Source organism: Oceanobacillus sp. J11TS1, assembly GCF_018333215.1.
In the GTDB taxonomy this organism is placed as follows: domain Bacteria; phylum Bacillota; class Bacilli; order Bacillales; family Amphibacillaceae; genus Oceanobacillus.
Genome location: NZ_BORO01000003.1, coordinates 23858 through 41423 on the forward strand (window position 1 = coordinate 23858; position 17566 = coordinate 41423).

A 17566-nucleotide genomic window follows, 5' to 3' on the forward strand; every position below is an offset into this window, starting at 1 on the left:
TATAATAATCTAATAAATGAGATAAGTCAGATGTTTTATCTAAAAAACTTTCTTACAATGAAAATAGGAAGATATGCTTTTCTATTTAAACAAGTTAAAAATCCCTCTAGAAGGCGGATATCCCTACTTCATATTCCAGTTAAACCGTCCAAATAAACATATGAACAATCGTAATAATAATTGCTCCAGCAAGGTAAGAAAGAATAATCACCGGCAGCGCCCAGCGAAGCCAAATGGTCCAAGGAATCTTTGCAATCGCTAATGACGCCATTAATACACCAGATGTTGGCGTGATAGCATTCGAGATTCCATCTCCTAACTGAAAGGCCAATACAGCAGTTTGGCGGCTCACTCCAGTTAAATCAGATAATGGTGTCATAATTGGCATCGTTAATGCTGCTTGACCACTGCCTGATGGTACTAAGAAATTAAGAAGGGCTTGAAAAATATACATTCCCATTGCAGAAAAAGTAGTAGGAAGCTGACTTACTAGATTTGAAGCAGCAAATAGGATTGTATCGATCGTATTACTTTCTTCTAGGACAACAAGAATTCCATATGCAAATCCGACAACTAACGCCCCGACAATAAGCTCTTTACAACCATCTATAAAGGATTCTGCAATTTGATTCACGCGAAGTTTTCCTACAAAACCAGCGATAATCCCCATAATTAAGAATAGAGAAGCTATCTCCATAATAAACCAGTCAAAATAGATTACACCGATTGCCAGAATAACAATGGTAGCTACTAATAATCCGATAATTATCCCTTGTCTGGCAGTCAGCTTTGTATATTGACCTTCTAAAGAATCATCTAAATCTCTTTTCTTATCAATCTTGTACATTAAACTTTTCTCTGGATGCTTCTTTACTTTTTTCGCATAAATCATCACAAAAGCGATACTAAATGCTACAAAGATAACCCACATTACAAAACGGACACCCATTCCAGAGAAGGTAGGAAGCTCAGCAATTCCTTGTGCCACGCCAACAGTAAATGGATTCATAAATGATGCTGTAAACCCTGCACAGGAGCCAATAATAACCATTCCGGTACCAACCAAAGAGTCAAAACCTAGCTTCATTGCTAAGGGTACTAGAATCATAATGAATGGAATCGTCTCCTCCGACATTCCAAAAGTTCCTCCACCCAAAGCAAATAACGTCATCACTACAGGGATCAAATAGATTTCTCGATTTGCCATTTTTAAGGATAGATTAGCAAGCCCTGTTTCAATAGCTTTTGTTGCATTTAATATTCCAAAAGACCCTCCGACAATAAAAATAAAGAAAATAATATCCGCACTTTGCGTCATCCCTTTATGAATGGTTTGAAAAACTTCAAAAAATCCAGTCGGGCTTCCTTCTGCTTCATGGTATGTATCATTAATAACAACCGTTCTCTCTGTATCATTGACCATTTTTACTTCGCGTTCATACTCACCAGCTGGGATAAAGTATGTTAATACCGCCATAATGATAATCAATCCAAACATAAGCGCAAAAACATGTGGGAATTCCCATTTTTTCTTCTTTGGCTCCTGTGTGTTTTTCTTAAATGTTGTTATACCGCCGCTCATGGTAACCCCTCCTTTTTTCTCTTTTTTGGGACTTTTCAATATAAAAAAACAGATAGTTTAATAAAGAAATAAACTACCTGTTACGATATCCATATCATCCTTATCGATGTTTAAATTCATCTTTAATCGCGTGTAGTAAATCTTTGTTGCATATAATGTCGTAGCCTGTATGTGCCAAGGATAGGACAGCATCGTGAATAGCTGCTTCTCCATCTGGTGTTATGGTTTTTTCTGCAAATTCTTTGGTATGAAAAACAAGTCCCGGTTCATTTAAACCAACATAAGGATGAATGGATGGGACAACCTGGCTAACATTCCCCATATCTGCAGATCCTGTTGCCGGAACCGCCGGGTAAACCGGATTAGCACTATATGCTTTTAAATGCTTTGTAAATGTATCCGATAAGGTTTGATTCGTTATCATATTATCGTAGCTTAGCTCATAGTTGGAAATCTCCAAAGATGCTCCCGTCATCAAGCATGCTCCTTCTGCGATATCTTTCACTTTCGCCACTACTTCATCTACCATTTCTCGTTCATCGGCACGAATGTAAAATTGCGCAGTAGCTTCTGCCGGTACGATTCCAGCTGCTTCTCCGCCTTTTGTGATAATTCCATGCATTCGCACATCATCTGGAACATGCTCGCGAAGTTCATTAACTCCATTAAATAATTGAATAACCGCATCTAACGCATTAATTCCTTTATCGGGGGATGCTGCTGCATGTGCTGCTTTCCCTGTGAAATCAAATTGGAGCGCATCCATTGCCAGCATCGGACCGCTTTCCGAAGATACATCCGCACCATGGACCATCATAGCTACATCAATATCATCAAACGTCCCCTGCTCACTCATCGGTACTTTCGCGCCATTTGTTTCCTCTGCTGGAGTACCTAGAACAACTACCTTTCCGCCGATTTCTTCTACATACTGGCGCAGAATAACCCCAGCCCCGACCGCAAATGTAGCAATTAAATTATGACCGCAACCATGTCCAATTCCCGGTAATGCATCATATTCCGCCAAATAGGCAATTGTTGGTCCCCGCTTGCCGCTAGCAAACTCCGCTCGAAAAGCAGTTGGGCGATCAACAATCCCTGTCTCCACCTCAAAATCATAAGAACGTAAATAATTCACCAGTAATTTCATCGATTCATATTCTTCATCGCCTAATTCTGGATTTTCATATAATTGATTGCTAATTTGAATAAGTTCATCTTGTATTGCTTTATAGTTTTCTTCTAATGACATGTGATGAAATTCCTCCTGTTTCATAAATAAAATGTATTTTTATGCTATATCATTGTAAAATTATTTAGTTTTTTGAATTATAACATGGTTCCGAAGAAAATGGTAAAAATTATAAACATAAATACTCCTCAGATAAAATGATGATTTCGGAAAAATATCAATTGTATAAACCCTATATTCCTTCTCTGATTTTTCTAATGTATAATAAGCTTTATTCTTAATCATAAAAGGAGCTTTACATCCATGCCTATAGTACCTTTTCTTACATTTGTTTTCATCAGTAGTTTTACACCTGGACCAAATAATTTTATGGCTATCTCCTTCGCCAATCGCTATGGATTTAGAAATACGCTATCATTTTGTATCGGTGTTGGTGCAGGCTTCTTTCTCATTGCTTTCATTTGCAGTTTTTTTAATCGAGCTCTGATTGAAATTTTGCCGTTTATTGAAACACCATTAAAGTTTCTAGGGGTTTTTTATATGCTTTACCTCGCCTATAAAACATTTACTAGTTCAGGAAGTAAGGGGGAAACTTCCACAAAAGCACATAAGAATTTATTTATCATCGGAGCATTCATGCAGTTTATTAATCCAAAAGCAATTCTTTATGGCATTGCAGTTGTCTCCACGTTTTTATTACCCTATTACAATTCAGTTGCAAGCTATATTGTGTTCTGCCTTTTTCTCGGCATTGTCGGTATCTGCAGTTCCATAACCTGGAGTTTATTCGGTTCTGTACTCCAAAACTTCTTAGTCCGTTATCAACGTATCTTTAATATTGTTATGGGGTTATTACTTATTTATAGTGCATTTGCTATTTTGATAGGATAACTTTATAGGAAAACAAGCTAAATTTAGTACTGGGATGGAGCGGTTAGGCTTAAGGTTGGAGCGGATTGTGCCTGGATTGGAGCTATAGGCTTTTGGTTGGAGCGCTTTTTCACAGTTTGGAGCAGGGAGGCTTATGGTCGGAGCGCCTTTTCCCGGTTTGGAGCGCGTACACTTATGGTCGGAGCGCTTTCCCACGGTTTGGAGCGGTTAATTGGTTCGAGCGCTTTTTCCCGGTTTGGAGCGCGTACACCTTTGGTCGGAGCGCTTTTCCTTCGGTTTGGAGCGGTTATTGGTTCGAGCGCTTTTCTACCAGTTTGGAGCGCGTACACTTATGGTCGGAGCGCTTTTTCACGGTTTGGAGCGCGTACACTTATGGTCGGAGCGCTTTCCTACAGTTTGGAGCGGATTCGGCTCTGGGTGGAGCGCTTTGTGCTCAGGTTGGATCGGTTAGCCTTAATTTGAAGCGAGCCCAGTCCGGATCGAGCCGGTTCTGCTTCTCCCTTCCATACTATCTACATAAAAAACGAGGCTCTTCACTCATTAGCCTCGTTTTCTTATTGTATTATCTATCATTTACTTAATCGCTTCTAAAACATCGAACAAATTCTTTTTAAACCGTTCACGGTCTACTGCTTCACAAACACGCACATTTGGTTCCTTCTCTAAGCGGTTATTCACATCGACCAGACTATAACCTCTTGTCAGCTCTCCTTTTGTTTCCACGTCTACATAATAATCATGGGATTCTGTCATAATACTTTCATCTGCTGCAATAGCTACTAACAGTGTATCAGGATGCGTCGTTCCATTCAGACGGTGGACGGATTTATTGAACTGCATCACCACTCGATTGATATCAATAAAAAACTGGGAACCTGCCGTATTCAGCTCAGCGATCTCTGCATGATCATTGTCATCCATAATAGAATAACGCGTACACACATCCCACCCGACCATTGTAATCGGAATGCCGGAATGCAACACAAGCCTGGCTGCTTCTGGATCAACATAGAAATTGTACTCCGCTGCCGGTGTAATATTTCCTAATGTATTATTCGTGCCACCCATAATATAAATATGGGGAATATCCTTAATAATCGAAGGGTCTTTTTTAATGGCCATAGCAATATTCGTCAGTGGGGCAATAGCTAAAATGCTTACTTCTCCCGGGTATTCTTTGACTTTTTCAATAATAAAATCGACAGCATGTCCTGCCTCCGGGCGCTGATCTGCTTTAGGAAAATGTGCACCGCCCATACCATCATCTCCATGAACGTCTTCTACTGTCCGATGTTTTTCTTTCCCTGTTGCGAGCAGTGGACGCTCTAAACCTTTATATACAGGTACTTTTTCTTCTGGGTGAGCAACCTGAATCGTATACAGTGCGTTTTCCACCTCTTGGTCAAAGGCCACATTCCCGCCCGTGATCGTTACCCCTTCCACTTTAAAATGATGCATCGCTGTCAAAAGTGCGATAGTATCATCCCCGGCTGTATCTGTATCAATAATAATTCTTCTCATTTTATTCACCTTATTTCTCCTGTCTCGCTAATTCCGTAATATAGTTAAAGAAAGCATCCCGGTTAACTTCATAAACAAACTGAACGGGGCGCCCAGACTCTGAAATCTCGGTTTTCCCCTGACTGGCTCCATCTGGATGAACAACGGTTTTGACCTCTTTTTTCTTTACCAGATCCGGCTTTCCAATGGTTGCTGTTGTCAAAACATCCCATAAGAAGTACGTTGAATTCGTTTGAAAATGTACAAGCGGTGGTACCATTGCATAACACTGTCCGAGGAAATCAATCCCGATATCCCGGCGTTCAGCAGCCCATCTATCTCTAACATCTATCGTCAATGGAACCATATTCGTACTTTCCAAAGCAATTAAGTCAATTTCAATCGAACTGTCCCATACGGTTTTTACTGCCTCCGGATCCCAAAAAGCATTCCATTCTGCTGTACCGTCGTGCTCCGGCTCCTCGACATTGCCATTTTCCAGGAATGTTCCACCCATCCAGACAAGCTTTTCAATTTTCTCTTCAATATCTGGAGCAATTTCCAATGCTCTAGCCAAATCCGTTAAGGGACCGACAAACACAAGTGTTATTTTCTCGTCACTCTTACGAAGTACCTTTACCAAATGCTCGTGCGCTGCTTCTTCTGCAAGCTTTGCTTCTATTTTTCCAGACTCATTTAATATAGGTAAGGCGTCTACAAAGAAAGCATGCATGCGCCAATCTTTTGGAAATGGATTTTTCCCGCGGGAAGTGGATGCTGCCACCTCCACATCCTGTCCCTTTCCAAAACGGTCGATAATTTTACGGCTTGCATAAACAGCCGGCTCCAGATAACAGTCTGCCGGAATAACCCCGACCCCTGCTACATCGACATCTTCCATTTGTAATAATAAAAATAGCGAGATTAAATCATCCACACCACCATCATGGTTTAAATATACTTTCTTTTTCATACGTATTAACTCCTTTTTCATTAAACATTGAAACGCTTTTACTGCACTTAATCTATCTATAGCTTATCACAGAATCATGCGGAAGAATCATTGTTTTCAAAAAAGTATAAACCTGTATCTGCTTCCTCCAAAACCACTGCTGGCCTTGCACCAACCCTTCTTTAGTACAATAAAAGCTAGAAATGTAAGAAGACTTTTATGCCACGGAAGAAAATAGCTGGTGGAAAGTTCTCAATTCGTAAAAATATAATTGTCGTTAAACATAACAGGCACCCACACTGGAGTATTTATCCATTATGAGTGCCTGTCTAATTTTATTTTTCCTGTGATTTAGAAGAATACCTTGCTTTCCGAACATTTTTCACCCAAGCCCGGTCCTCGTCCATCATTTTTTTAGCAGCAAAGACCGTTAGAATTTGAATGATAATGATCGGTATTCCCATTAATCCTGATAACACTTCTAGTGGAGACAGGCCGCCTACACTCATCAGCGTTAAAGCAAGAACGGTAATCAAAGCTGCTATTAAGATTCTTAACGATTTATAAGGTGCGGATTTCGTCATATCTTGATTAGACATATAGGTTGCTACAGTATAAGTTGTTGAATCTAATGTAGTAATTAAGAAAACCGTCGCAATAATGGTAAACAAGATGATTGTTAATGCTGGCATTGGCAGGGAACTCAAGATAGCAGGAATTGATTCCTCCAAGCCTTGATTTTGGACAATATCCAGTACTGGCAAGGTATCTGTCACTTGGCGATGAACACTTAGTCCTCCCAGCACACCTGTCGCAATCCAAGATAATAGTGTCGGCGCCAATAGATACGTTAGGATCATCTCTTTAATCGTTCTGCCTTTCGATACAATTGCAGCAAAAACACCGTGGAGCATCGCCCAAGTTGCATTATATGCAAACCAAAAAACCGTATGACTTTCTATGTGGGTACCGCCTTCTAAATTCAGCGAGTCGGTATACAGAGAAAAATTCATATAATTAGAGAGTAGGTATCGAACTGAATCTGAAAAGAAATTTAAGATAAAGATACCTGGTCCTATAATAAGAATAAGAATTGCAAATGCGCCTGCAAGATACATGTTTAAGGTACTTAATCGTTTAATTCCTTTATCAATCCCTACATACGCACTGATAGAGAAACCTAGAACCCATATTATTGTTACAATAACCGTAAAAGGAAATGTTACTTCGATATTAAATAATTCTGCTAGATTATACGTAACAATCGGTGTCCCCAGGCCTAATGTCACGGCAGCTCCAGCTAAAATACTGACTAAGAATAAAATATCAAGAATAATTCCGCCAATTCCGTCTGTAAATTTATCACCGAATATCACACGGCAGGCTTCTGAAATACGCATTCTTGGTTTCTTCCGTACATATAAAAGATATCCCATCGCCGGCGCTACCATAACAAAGACGGCGAAGGTTTGGAAGGTCCATAAAAACATACTATAAGAATTTCCGGCAAGAATCGCCTCCATCGATCCTGCATCCAGTCCAAATGGCGGATCATTCGAAACCTCACTCCATTGCGTCAGCCCTGTCCGCATTACGGTGGAACCAAGCCCCATGGCAACTAAGATGGATGCATATTCAAATAAATTGTATCTTGGTTTCTTTGCCGGGTCCCCCAAAACTACTTTTCCATATTTAGAGAATGAAAAATAGAAAGCCGCTATAACAATTAAAAATGCGTACCATAAATAACCCCATTTCAGGGTATCTACTAATGTATTAAAAATATTATCCAATAATTCCATGGACTCGCTTGTATACATTGCAAATAGAAAACTAACAATCGCTATAATCACAATTGAAGGGATAACAATGCTTTTCTCAACCAAGCTTTTATTCTTCTGCCGTTTAGGCGCGTCCATTGTAAAATCTCCTCTCTTTCATTTACTAGCTGTTATTATTGTAAATTGCTAAATAACTTCCTTGTCTATTAGTACCACAGAAAAACACACACTAAACACTCAAAAAAAGAGGCTCCTTTCTACAGCGCTATACTGCGGAAAGGAACCTTTTTTTATTTTCTCATCTCACTCGCCAAAAGCAAACTGTAAACCGTATCTAAACAAGGCGTATGTAAATCATGCTCTCTGCTTTTCTCATATAGATAGCCTTGTATATAAGCAATCTCCATCGCTTGTCCGTTCATCCTGTCATAATACATACTTGTTCCCATATAAGGTGGGTAGCCAGCATAAATGTTCATAATAGCAGTTATCGTCTTTTCCTCAAAATGAACGCCTTCTGCTGCAGCAATCTTTATTCCCTCACGAATTAGGTTTTCACATAACCTGCGCACTTTTTCTTCCCGCAGAATGAACGCTGTATTTCCGCTGAGTGCGGTTACGGAATTAATCGCTAAATTAACCATTAACTTATACCAAACCTCGTAACGATAATCCGCACGTAATTGCATATCCAAATCGCTTTCTGCTATGGCTTCTTTTAATGTTTTTGTTACTTCATTTTCCGGTAATATTAATGTGCGGTCACGAAAATGAGTTACTACTTGGTCCTTTTTCTGCCCGCTAATATAGACCACGGCTTGATAAGCATGAGGAATTTGAAATTTTTCCAGCTGTCCATAGCCGTTTTGGCAAAGAACACAAACCGTATCCGCATGCTTAAGCTTCTCTAAATATGGCATAATTCCTTCTAGTTGTGTTCCCTTCACCGTAATAAAAAGATAATCAAATACACTCTCCTCTTCTGAAATTTGTTCTACTGGAAGAATCACTACTTCTGGTGTTCCAACCCTTTCGATGCGAACCTCTCCCGCTTTCCTTCCTAGCAAGGTCACAGGATATCCACTCTTTTGCAGAGATTCTCCAATAATGGATCCCACTGCTCCAGGCCCAATTACTCCAAATTTATACATTTTCTATTCCCCACCTTTTTAAAAATGCTCACAGATTTAGCCTACATTGTACATATCCCTAACACACAAGCTAATAATTTGCCATTGTGAAACTATACAGATAATTTTATAATAAGAAATAGAATAAAAATAGTAGGTGATAGAAATGAAACTCCTGAAAGATTTCATGGACATGAAAAATCACGGCGAAAAAATTACCATGCTCACAGCATACGATTATCCAAGCGCAAAGCAGGCAGAGCAAGCTGGAATAGATATCATTTTGGTCGGGGACTCGCTAGGCATGACCGTTCTCGGTTATGAAAGTACGGTAGACGTAACACTTGAAGACATGAAACACCACGCCCGTGCAGCACGCCGAGGGGCGAAAGATACGTACATAGTGGTGGACATGCCATTTGGTACAGTGGGTATTGATGATACAACCGATATCCAGTATGCAATGGAATTATATCGAGATACCAATGCGAATGCCCTGAAAATTGAAGGCGCGCATATTGCCCCCTTGATTAAAAAATGCACACAAAACGGTATTCCAATCGTTGCACATCTCGGACTCACACCGCAAAGCTTTGGGATTACCGGCTATAAGCTTCAGGCCACATCTAAGGAAGCAGCAGAGGCACTGATTGAAGATGCGAAACGTATCGAACAGAGTGGTGCTGTTATGCTTGTCTTAGAAGCCATTCCAAGTGACCTTGCAGCAGTCATTACAAAAGTCTTATCTATCCCTGTCATTGGTATTGGTGCAGGCGCAGAGACCGATGGACAAGTTCTCGTTTATCACGATGTGTTACATTATGGTGTGGACCACAAGCCAAAATTTGTGAAACGCTACGGAGACTTTTCGACAGGCGTGGACGCGTTAAAAACCTATCATGAGGAAGTCAAAGCAGGTATATTTCCATCACCTGAATTTACGTATAAGAAACAAATCATGGATGAGGTAAACGAATGACAAAACGAATTACAACCGTTAATGAAATGAAAGCTATTATACAAACATTAAAAAGAGAACAAAAACAAATCGGCTTTGTGCCCACCATGGGTGCTTTACATGAGGGTCATTTAACGATGGTCCGAGCCTCTTTACGTAATCACGATATTACTGTTGTAAGCATTTTTGTGAATCCGCTTCAATTTGGGCCGAATGAAGATTTTGATGCCTATCCAAGAGATATCGAAAGTGATCAGGCAAAGTTAGAGCCGCTTGGTGTTGATTATGTATTTTATCCAAGTGTAGAGGAAATGTACCCTCAACCCTTAGCCATTTCACTGAAAGTTAACCGCATGGCCGAGGTACTAGAAGGATCCAAACGTCCAGGACATTTTGACGGCGTTGTCACGGTCGTAAATAAATTGTTCAACATTATTCGGCCAGATTACGCTTATTTTGGAAAAAAGGATGCACAGCAACTTGCGATTATTGAAAAAATGGTCGATGAATTTAACCATCCCATTGAAATTATCGGTATAGATACCATACGTGAAGCAGACGGTCTTGCCAAAAGCTCCCGCAATGTGTATCTGACAGCGCAGGAGCGGAAAGAGGCCATTCATTTATATCAAAGCTTAAAAAAAGCAGAGGAAATGTATGACGCCGGAGAAAGAAACAGCAGGAAGCTAATCGATATGATCCGAGACCATTTAACAACGAATACCTCTGGCACAATTGAAGATATCGCTGTTTCCAGTTATCCGGAATTAGTGGAACAGAAAGAAATTACTGGTCAAATTTTCATTTCCTTGGCTGTGAAATTTTCAAGAGCTCGACTGATTGATAATATCATTATTAAAGGAGAAAACCATGATTAGAACAATGATGAACGGTAAGATTCACCGGGCACGCGTGACAGAATCCAACTTAAATTACGTCGGCAGCATTACCATCGACGCAGATATTTTAGACGCTGTCGATATTTTACCGAATGAAAAAGTAGCTATTGTCAATAATAATAACGGGGCTCGTCTAGAAACCTATGTCATTGCCGGAGAACGCGGGAGCGGCAAAATCTGTTTAAACGGCGCAGCTGCCCGTTTAGTGCAGATTGGTGATATTATTATCATTATCTCTTATGTGCAGTTAGGGCAGGAAGAAATTAAAAATCATACACCAAAGGTTGCGGTGATGAATGAAGAGAATCAAATTGTGGAATTGATTGTGGAAAAGGAAAATCAGCTGGTTTTATAATTACTGATTTAAAGGACTTTGCTTACTGGTAAGGTCCTTTTTCCTTTTTATTGAAAGTTATTTCTGCTAATTTCACCTCTTCTTTCTCTTAACTTCCACTTTGTTAATCCTCTGCCTGCCTTTATTTAATATTTTCAGGTCTTATTATATGGAATAGATTCGTGCTTCCCTTGCTATCCGAAATCTCCACAAATTAGTCATCTTATTCCCCTTCACAAGGAGCACTTTTATTATAAAATGGTAGTAATGATGATGATGAAAACGTACAGAAAAGCATATTGGATCATTCCCTAGATTAAGTTCAATCAAAGCTAAAGTTGGTGTTAAAATGAAAAAGGCATTTTTAATTAGCTGCGGGTCCCTCTCGCTTGGACTAGGAATAATCGGTATTATTTTACCACTGCTGCCTACCACGCCATTTCTATTACTAGCTGCAGCATGTTATTCGAAAAGCTCCACAAGATTATACGATTGGCTGCTCAAAAATAAATACGTTGGCTCTTATATCAAAAATTACCGTGCTGGAAAAGGAATTCCATTAAAAGCTAAAATTACTGCTGTATCGGTTTTATGGTTATCCTTATCCTTTACCATCTTTTTTGCTGTTCCACTCGTTGCCGTCAAAATCCTGCTTGCACTGATTGGAGCATACTTTACAAGTTTTATTCTGAAACAAAAAACACTTAAAAAGCATGCTGTCTAGAAATGGTGCACCTATTGCCATAGAAGATTGCATGCTATTTGTATTTGGAGGTGACTTGCACCATGACGTTTTATGAAATTCTTGTATTAATACATATCTTTTCTGCCATTTTAGGGATGGGACCCGGTTTTGTGATGACGCCGATTGCCAAAAAAGCTTCCAACATGACCGAGTTGAAACATGCCTACGCAATCCGAAACAAACTTCATCAATTTGTTATGATTGGCGGCACATTGCTTTTGATAACCGGGATATGGATGGGATTTTTAAATACCTATCTCCTCCAGCAAGGTTGGTATATCACTAGCCTCATTCTTTATTTAATCGCTTTGGCAGCTGGTCCGACTGTATTGGTTTCAAGCTCTAAACCGATTAAAGCTTTGTTGAAACAACATAAAGGAGAAGATATACCTTCTGAATATTTCACGCTGTCTAAAAAGCTATTTTTCTATGAATATCTAATCAATACGATGTTTTTAATTATTATTGCTTTAATGATTACAAAGCCTTTTTAAATTTAACGAAAGAGGAATCATTTTTCTTACAAGGTTGGGGCTTGCCAGCCTTTTTTAATGTTTAAAAAGGAAGAATAAAGATATATATTTGAGAAAAGCCCAAGTACAATTATAATCAAACAAAATAAATTTACAGGGGACATTTAAAGGGTATACAATTAAAAACAGGAAAACATTTAACTTTATACACAAAGGCTTAATTAATCACTTGAATAGGAGATGATTTCTCATGAAGTCTACTTCTGAAAATAAATTAAAAGGAAGCAACAATCGCTCCCTTCTGCCCTATTTCATCATAACAGGATTTATCACCATCATCTTATCTTCCTTCTTCACGGGGAGAGCTATTGCTGATGGAGATAATGAGTATTTTGGTTTGAATTTCTTTTTACTCATTGCTGTCTGGGCTTTAGGACCAACTTTTTACTATTTATTTCAATTAAAAAGGAGCGGCATCCTTATCTCGTTTCTTCCTATCATTTTTTATATATGCAGGTTCATACTATCTTTTTTTATGTAAAATAAGACGTCATTCCTGATCCTGATTTTATAAAGGAAAAAACAGCGTAGCCCTCTATTGGGATTACGCTGTTTTTCCAGAATACTTCTCTAAAAACGACCTCCAAATAACATACAAATCAAGAAAGTTTTTTTCTCCTATCCATTCACTCGCTTGTTATTTTTCCGCTTTTCCCGTTCAGATAAAATATAAGCACATGCCGCATCTCCAGAGATATTAAGAGATGTTCTCAGCATATCAAGAATTCGGTCAATACCGATGATTAATGCGATACCTTCAACAGGAAGACCAACTTGGTTCAGAACCATCGCCAGCATAATTAAGCCAACGCCTGGTACACCTGCTGTACCGACACTTGAGTTTAGCTCAAAATCTGTACGAAAGGCAAAAGATGTTATCGTCATTGGGAGTTAATGGATATTTAACGCGCGTGATCACAAGATTAAATTATATATAAATACTAGTTATTTATATATGAGAAAGTGTTTCATAGATGGGAATATAGGGTAAATAACGAATATGAATCTACTTACATACAATAAGTAAATTCTTGTCTAGTCAAATTTTAAAGAGGAATGAAAATTATGTCTTTTGATTCAATCGTATATTCTTTTTCAAAGTATATTTTAATTATAGGAGGTTTTTAATATGAGTCGAACAATAATAGGTATTTCTCTCCTATTTATATCCGCATTTATTTATATAGCTAAACTAATAAGTACTGCGATATTGACATCACACATTCAAATTGTAAATGTAGAAAATTGGGAAGCAATGATTGATATGTCCCCAAGTTTTATTAACTGGACAATATTAATCCCTCTTATTTTAGGAGTGGGGCTTATTTTATTAGAAGAGTTTGTAAAAAATAATAAATAAAATCGAGTAGGGGGAGGTGGCTAACCTCCGATCTCTCACACCACCCTACGTCAGACTGTCTAACAAATATTTAGAATTTAAACGTATTATCTCTTCAATTCACGTGTAAAATTACTGAAATTGAAAAAATTAAAGGGCTTTAGTACGGTTAAGCTACTAGTAACTCCACATTTTCCAAAACCTTTTTTAATTTTTGTTAACCTTTTGAAGTTATAGGCAACACCAATTAGAGCTACCTCCGCGTTTACAAAGTCCATCCCTTTTCCTAGAAAGAAAGTATAACCAACCAAAGGATTCTTGAATAAACCGTGAACATTGCTCATTTTGTGAAACCACCTTTCCCTATAAGTTATCTATATTACATGTCCAATTACGGTTGTGTACCGCTTTTCTATCAGTCCTTCCAAGGTAAGTACACGCTCTTCCTCTTCATCTTATTCGATGCATCCTTCGGCAGTATGTACTTTAACCTCTTTTGCTCTCATTCATATACATTTAGCCTTGTATGAAGTTCGTGCTCTTAGCGGTGGAGGCTTGCTGTCGACTTCTTTCAGATTCTAGTCCACCCCAGACACCCTTGTTTTAAGTACTAACCATTACTACTGCCTTCGTAGTTTGGGACCTCAACCCTATAGAGTGTGTGTATATACCCGGTGCACTAAAACAACAAAAGACACCTCCGATAAGGTGTCTTTTGTTGTTTTAGTATTATTAATTAAAAATTATTGAAAAAATATGCCTGCAACACTATCCCCTGTACCGTATGCAACCATTTCATGTTTGAAAGCTGCACCTCCTGTACCAATATCCTCATAAGAATATCTAATGTTATATAGAACTGAATAAACCGCTTGGGTTCCGCTACCTGTAATATATGGTTGTCTTTCAGTTGCATTAACTTCTTGAAGCGGGATGACGTTTTCTATTACGGTATTAGTTGCATCGTTTACTGAACTTATAATACAACATCCAGAACTGCTGCTAGAGGAATCCCATTGCATATAGATATTTACTCTTATTACATTAATACCGCCAATTTCTGCCTCACTATTATGTCCTTGAGCATAATTATAATCCTCCAAAGGACCAATATCACTGCTTTCACTTTTATAAGTCCTTACCTTAATATCACCACCATAGATTTCTTTGGAGGCAAAAGATTCACCTTCTTCAATTTCTAATGATGCTAATGCTTCATACATATCATTCAACACTTCAGGGTCGTTGATATACGAAAGATATTGCTCTTGTTCTTCCTTGCTCATAGCGTTAAATGTTTCAAGTGCAGATTCAAATTCATTATCAGATGAAAGTGAGCTGATTGACTGTTCCTTTAAGTACTCTGCGTATTTATCAGGAGAGCTGGATTCCTCAGGGACATTATTTTCCTCAGCTGAAATCGCACTTGTACCTAGCATGATTGTAAAAATAATGAAAATCATGCTAAAAATAGTTACTTTCCTTTTGAATATTCTAAACACTTTTATTCATCCTTTCTATAATTTTGTATATATGTCTATTTCCTATCAATGCATTAAGTAAACATATTTTTTGACTTTTTAATATTTTCGTAAATATAATCACTTACTTAAAGGTTCTCACTTTTGGTAAGCTATTCATATTTTTGGACGCTTTTTGATTTCTTTTTATGGTCTGTGCAATGATATTTTTCGTGTATATCGCTGGATGAAAGAAGGGTGATCTAAAACGTAAGAAGAACATCTAGTTCTTCTTACGATGATTGCACAATTTTTGGGTGTTTTGATTGCCACCCCTTTTTAAAAGCTTGTAACTGCTCTTTTACTTCTGTTTTTGTACTTGCTTTATAAATTGGCTTTAAATTCTCTGCAATGGCTATCTTTCCTTTTTACGTGTTACGGAATTTATGCACGACGCAACACAATACATTCTCTTTAGGAAAAACAGTTTACTACCTGGATTCCCGCCTTCACATAACGAGGAAGTAAGAAAATCCTTAAAGTATCAGGCCTTGTTCCATCACTTTCTTGCCTCATTGCGAGTATATGGGAATCCAGGTTACTATTTGATTAGATTAGATGGATAGGTACCATCATTTCTCTTCTTCCTGCCAGCTATTCGATATACAGATCCACTCTGTCTTTTTTCATGTGAAATATGCAGTTGCCATTTGAACCTGAGTTTACAAAGGAAAAGCAGCGTAACCCCCTATTAGGATTACACTGCTTCAAGGATGCTTTTCTATAAAATGCTCCTAAAAAGAAAACGGACAGGTGAAGAAATTTTCATCCCTGTATTCCTCCCTATCCATTCACTTGTTTGTTATTTTTCCGCTTTTCCCGTTCAGATAAAATATAAGCACATGCCGCATCTCCAGAGATATTAAGAGATGTTCTCAGCATATCAAGAATTCGGTCAATACCGATGATTAATGCGATACCTTCAACAGGAAGCCCAACTTGGTTCAGAACCATCGCCAACATAATTAAGCCAACGCCTGGTACACCTGCTGTACCGACACTTGCCAGCGTAGCTACAAGTACAACCATCAATAGATCCACCATGGTAAGCGGCAGATTATATACTTGTGCAATAAATACTGTTGCTACCGCTTGCATAATTGCTGTACCATCCATATTGATCGTTGCTCCGAGCGGCTGCACAAAACTGCTGATTTCTTTCTTTACACCAAGATTTTCTTGTGCCGTTTTCATCGATATCGGGAGCGCTGCATTGGAACTGGAGGTACTGAATGCCACCGTCATAGCAGGAAAAAATTCTTTATAGAATGTAATTGGATTCCCGCGTCCTAAAACCCAGACAGCCAGAGAGTAAATAAGCAAAGCATGCAGAAGAAGCCCTGCAATAACTGTTAACAGATAACTCAACATTGAACCAACTGCATTGAGTCCGGCACTGCCAATTGCCGATGCAATTAGCGCAAAAGCACCGTATGGGGCGAACCGCATAACCAACATAACAAGCCAGCCCAAAATATCATTTGCCTGTTCAAATAAATTAAAAATACCTTTTGTCTTATTACTCAAATAAGCCAACGCAATCCCAATAAATATGGCGAACGCAATGATTTGCAGCATTTCTCCAGCGGACAATGCCGCTATCGGATTCGAAGGAATGATATTAACCAATGTCTCCATTATAGGCGGTGCTTCACTTGGTGTATAACCGTCCAGGTTGGATGTGTCAAAAATCCCCGATTTCCCCGGCTTCACCAGATAAGCTAATGCTAAACCGATACTAATGGCAATAGCAGTAGTTGCTAAAAAGAATGAAATTGTAAAAATACCGATTTTCCCCAATTTTGCCGGCTCACCAAGACCTGCTGTCCCTAAAACAATAGATACAAATACTAAAGGAACAACCAACATCATAATGAGATTAATAAATATTTGACCAACCGGGTCTAATACATATCTATCCAAAGGACCAAAAAAACTTTCAGGAGCAAACGTCAAAGCCATACCAACAACGGCACCAGCTATCAATGCAATAAGTATATTTCTAGTCAGGTTTTTAGCTTTCATTTAAGACACCCTCTCTATTCAAATTTAATCCACACGAAAGAAAGCGCTGTCATAAAATAAGAAGATAAAGAAATCCATTTAAAACTTATCATCTAAATTGGCTTCTGCTACGTAGAATTTATAGTTTATGATTGCAAAAAGATACTTTTCATAAAACGCTTTAAAACAATTCATTATTTTACAAG

The 17566-nt window shown here is 38.5% G+C and carries 17 protein-coding genes and 1 pseudogene; 9 read left to right on the plus strand and 9 right to left on the minus strand.

Annotated elements, in window-relative coordinates:
- Nucleotides 1–139: 139 nt before the first annotated feature.
- Together KI343_RS03520 and KI343_RS03525 are read right to left on the minus strand one after the other, a co-directional pair.
- The gene (locus tag KI343_RS03520) at nucleotides 140–1582 is read right to left on the minus strand and encodes a YfcC family protein (RefSeq protein WP_212925063.1); all 1443 of its coding nucleotides are present in this window, start codon (nucleotides 1580–1582) and stop codon (nucleotides 140–142) included.
- A 100-nt stretch (nucleotides 1583–1682) separates the two neighbouring features.
- A complete protein-coding gene (locus KI343_RS03525) occupies nucleotides 1683–2834 on the minus strand; it encodes a M20 family metallopeptidase (protein WP_244856696.1) in 1152 nt (383 codons plus the stop codon).
- 243 nt (nucleotides 2835–3077) lie between these two features.
- On the opposite strand from KI343_RS03525, the gene KI343_RS03530 reads away from it, so the two are divergent.
- Nucleotides 3078–3665, plus strand: coding sequence for a LysE family translocator (locus KI343_RS03530; protein ID WP_212925065.1), 588 nt, complete (start codon nucleotides 3078–3080; stop codon nucleotides 3663–3665).
- A gap of 96 nt (nucleotides 3666–3761) precedes the next feature.
- Nucleotides 3762–4127: a hypothetical protein gene (locus tag KI343_RS03535; protein ID WP_212925066.1), complete on the plus strand. Its 366-nt coding sequence runs from the start codon at nucleotides 3762–3764 to the stop codon at nucleotides 4125–4127.
- Between the two features lie 111 nt (nucleotides 4128–4238).
- On the opposite strand, the gene KI343_RS03540 is transcribed toward KI343_RS03535, so the two are convergent.
- From KI343_RS03540 to KI343_RS03555, 4 genes are all read right to left on the minus strand, one after another.
- A complete protein-coding gene (locus tag KI343_RS03540) occupies nucleotides 4239–5186 on the minus strand; it encodes a nucleoside hydrolase (RefSeq protein WP_212925212.1) in 948 nt (315 codons plus the stop codon).
- Nucleotides 5187–5196: 10 nt separating this feature from the next.
- The gene (locus KI343_RS03545) at nucleotides 5197–6138 is read right to left on the minus strand and encodes a nucleoside hydrolase (protein WP_212925067.1); all 942 of its coding nucleotides are present in this window, start codon (nucleotides 6136–6138) and stop codon (nucleotides 5197–5199) included.
- 314 nt (nucleotides 6139–6452) lie between these two features.
- Nucleotides 6453–8036, minus strand: a complete 1584-nt coding sequence (locus KI343_RS03550) for a BCCT family transporter (RefSeq protein ID WP_212925068.1) — start codon at nucleotides 8034–8036, stop codon at nucleotides 6453–6455.
- A gap of 152 nt (nucleotides 8037–8188) precedes the next feature.
- Nucleotides 8189–9049, minus strand: a complete 861-nt coding sequence (locus KI343_RS03555) for an oxidoreductase (protein WP_212925069.1) — start codon at nucleotides 9047–9049, stop codon at nucleotides 8189–8191.
- Between the two features lie 145 nt (nucleotides 9050–9194).
- Here KI343_RS03555 and panB point away from each other — a divergent pair, with 145 nt between their 5' ends.
- The 6 genes from panB (at nucleotide 9195) to KI343_RS03585 (ending at nucleotide 12978) form a co-directional block, all read left to right on the plus strand.
- Nucleotides 9195–10007, plus strand: coding sequence for a 3-methyl-2-oxobutanoate hydroxymethyltransferase (panB, locus tag KI343_RS03560; RefSeq protein ID WP_212925070.1), 813 nt, complete (start codon nucleotides 9195–9197; stop codon nucleotides 10005–10007).
- Nucleotides 10004–10864: a pantoate--beta-alanine ligase gene (gene panC / locus KI343_RS03565; RefSeq protein ID WP_212925071.1), complete on the plus strand. Its 861-nt coding sequence runs from the start codon at nucleotides 10004–10006 to the stop codon at nucleotides 10862–10864. The genes panB and panC overlap by 4 nt, the downstream gene beginning before the upstream one ends.
- Nucleotides 10857–11240 (plus strand): aspartate 1-decarboxylase, encoded by a 384-nt coding sequence (panD, locus tag KI343_RS03570; RefSeq protein WP_212925072.1) that lies wholly within the window; start codon nucleotides 10857–10859, stop codon nucleotides 11238–11240. The genes panC and panD overlap by 8 nt, the downstream gene beginning before the upstream one ends.
- Nucleotides 11241–11568: 328 nt before the next feature.
- Nucleotides 11569–11943: a YbaN family protein gene (locus KI343_RS03575; RefSeq protein ID WP_212925073.1), complete on the plus strand. Its 375-nt coding sequence runs from the start codon at nucleotides 11569–11571 to the stop codon at nucleotides 11941–11943.
- A gap of 62 nt (nucleotides 11944–12005) precedes the next feature.
- Complete coding sequence (locus KI343_RS03580) at nucleotides 12006–12458, plus strand: DUF2269 domain-containing protein (protein WP_212925074.1); 453 nt, start codon at nucleotides 12006–12008, stop codon at nucleotides 12456–12458.
- Nucleotides 12459–12687: 229 nt separating this feature from the next.
- Nucleotides 12688–12978 (plus strand): hypothetical protein, encoded by a 291-nt coding sequence (locus KI343_RS03585; protein ID WP_212925075.1) that lies wholly within the window; start codon nucleotides 12688–12690, stop codon nucleotides 12976–12978.
- Between the two features lie 137 nt (nucleotides 12979–13115).
- On the opposite strand, the pseudogene KI343_RS03590 reads toward KI343_RS03585, so the two are convergent.
- Nucleotides 13116–13337: pseudogene (locus KI343_RS03590) on the minus strand (dicarboxylate/amino acid:cation symporter); the annotation flags it as partial.
- A 289-nt stretch (nucleotides 13338–13626) separates the two neighbouring features.
- Between KI343_RS03590 and KI343_RS03595 the strand changes: the two are divergent.
- Nucleotides 13627–13857: a hypothetical protein gene (locus KI343_RS03595; protein WP_212925076.1), complete on the plus strand. Its 231-nt coding sequence runs from the start codon at nucleotides 13627–13629 to the stop codon at nucleotides 13855–13857.
- 722 nt (nucleotides 13858–14579) lie between these two features.
- Here KI343_RS03595 and KI343_RS03600 read toward each other — a convergent pair.
- Nucleotides 14580–15338, minus strand: a complete 759-nt coding sequence (locus KI343_RS03600) for a hypothetical protein (protein ID WP_212925077.1) — start codon at nucleotides 15336–15338, stop codon at nucleotides 14580–14582.
- An 801-nt stretch (nucleotides 15339–16139) separates the two neighbouring features.
- Complete coding sequence (locus KI343_RS03605) at nucleotides 16140–17381, minus strand: dicarboxylate/amino acid:cation symporter (protein WP_212925078.1); 1242 nt, start codon at nucleotides 17379–17381, stop codon at nucleotides 16140–16142.
- Nucleotides 17382–17566 lie beyond the last annotated feature (185 nt).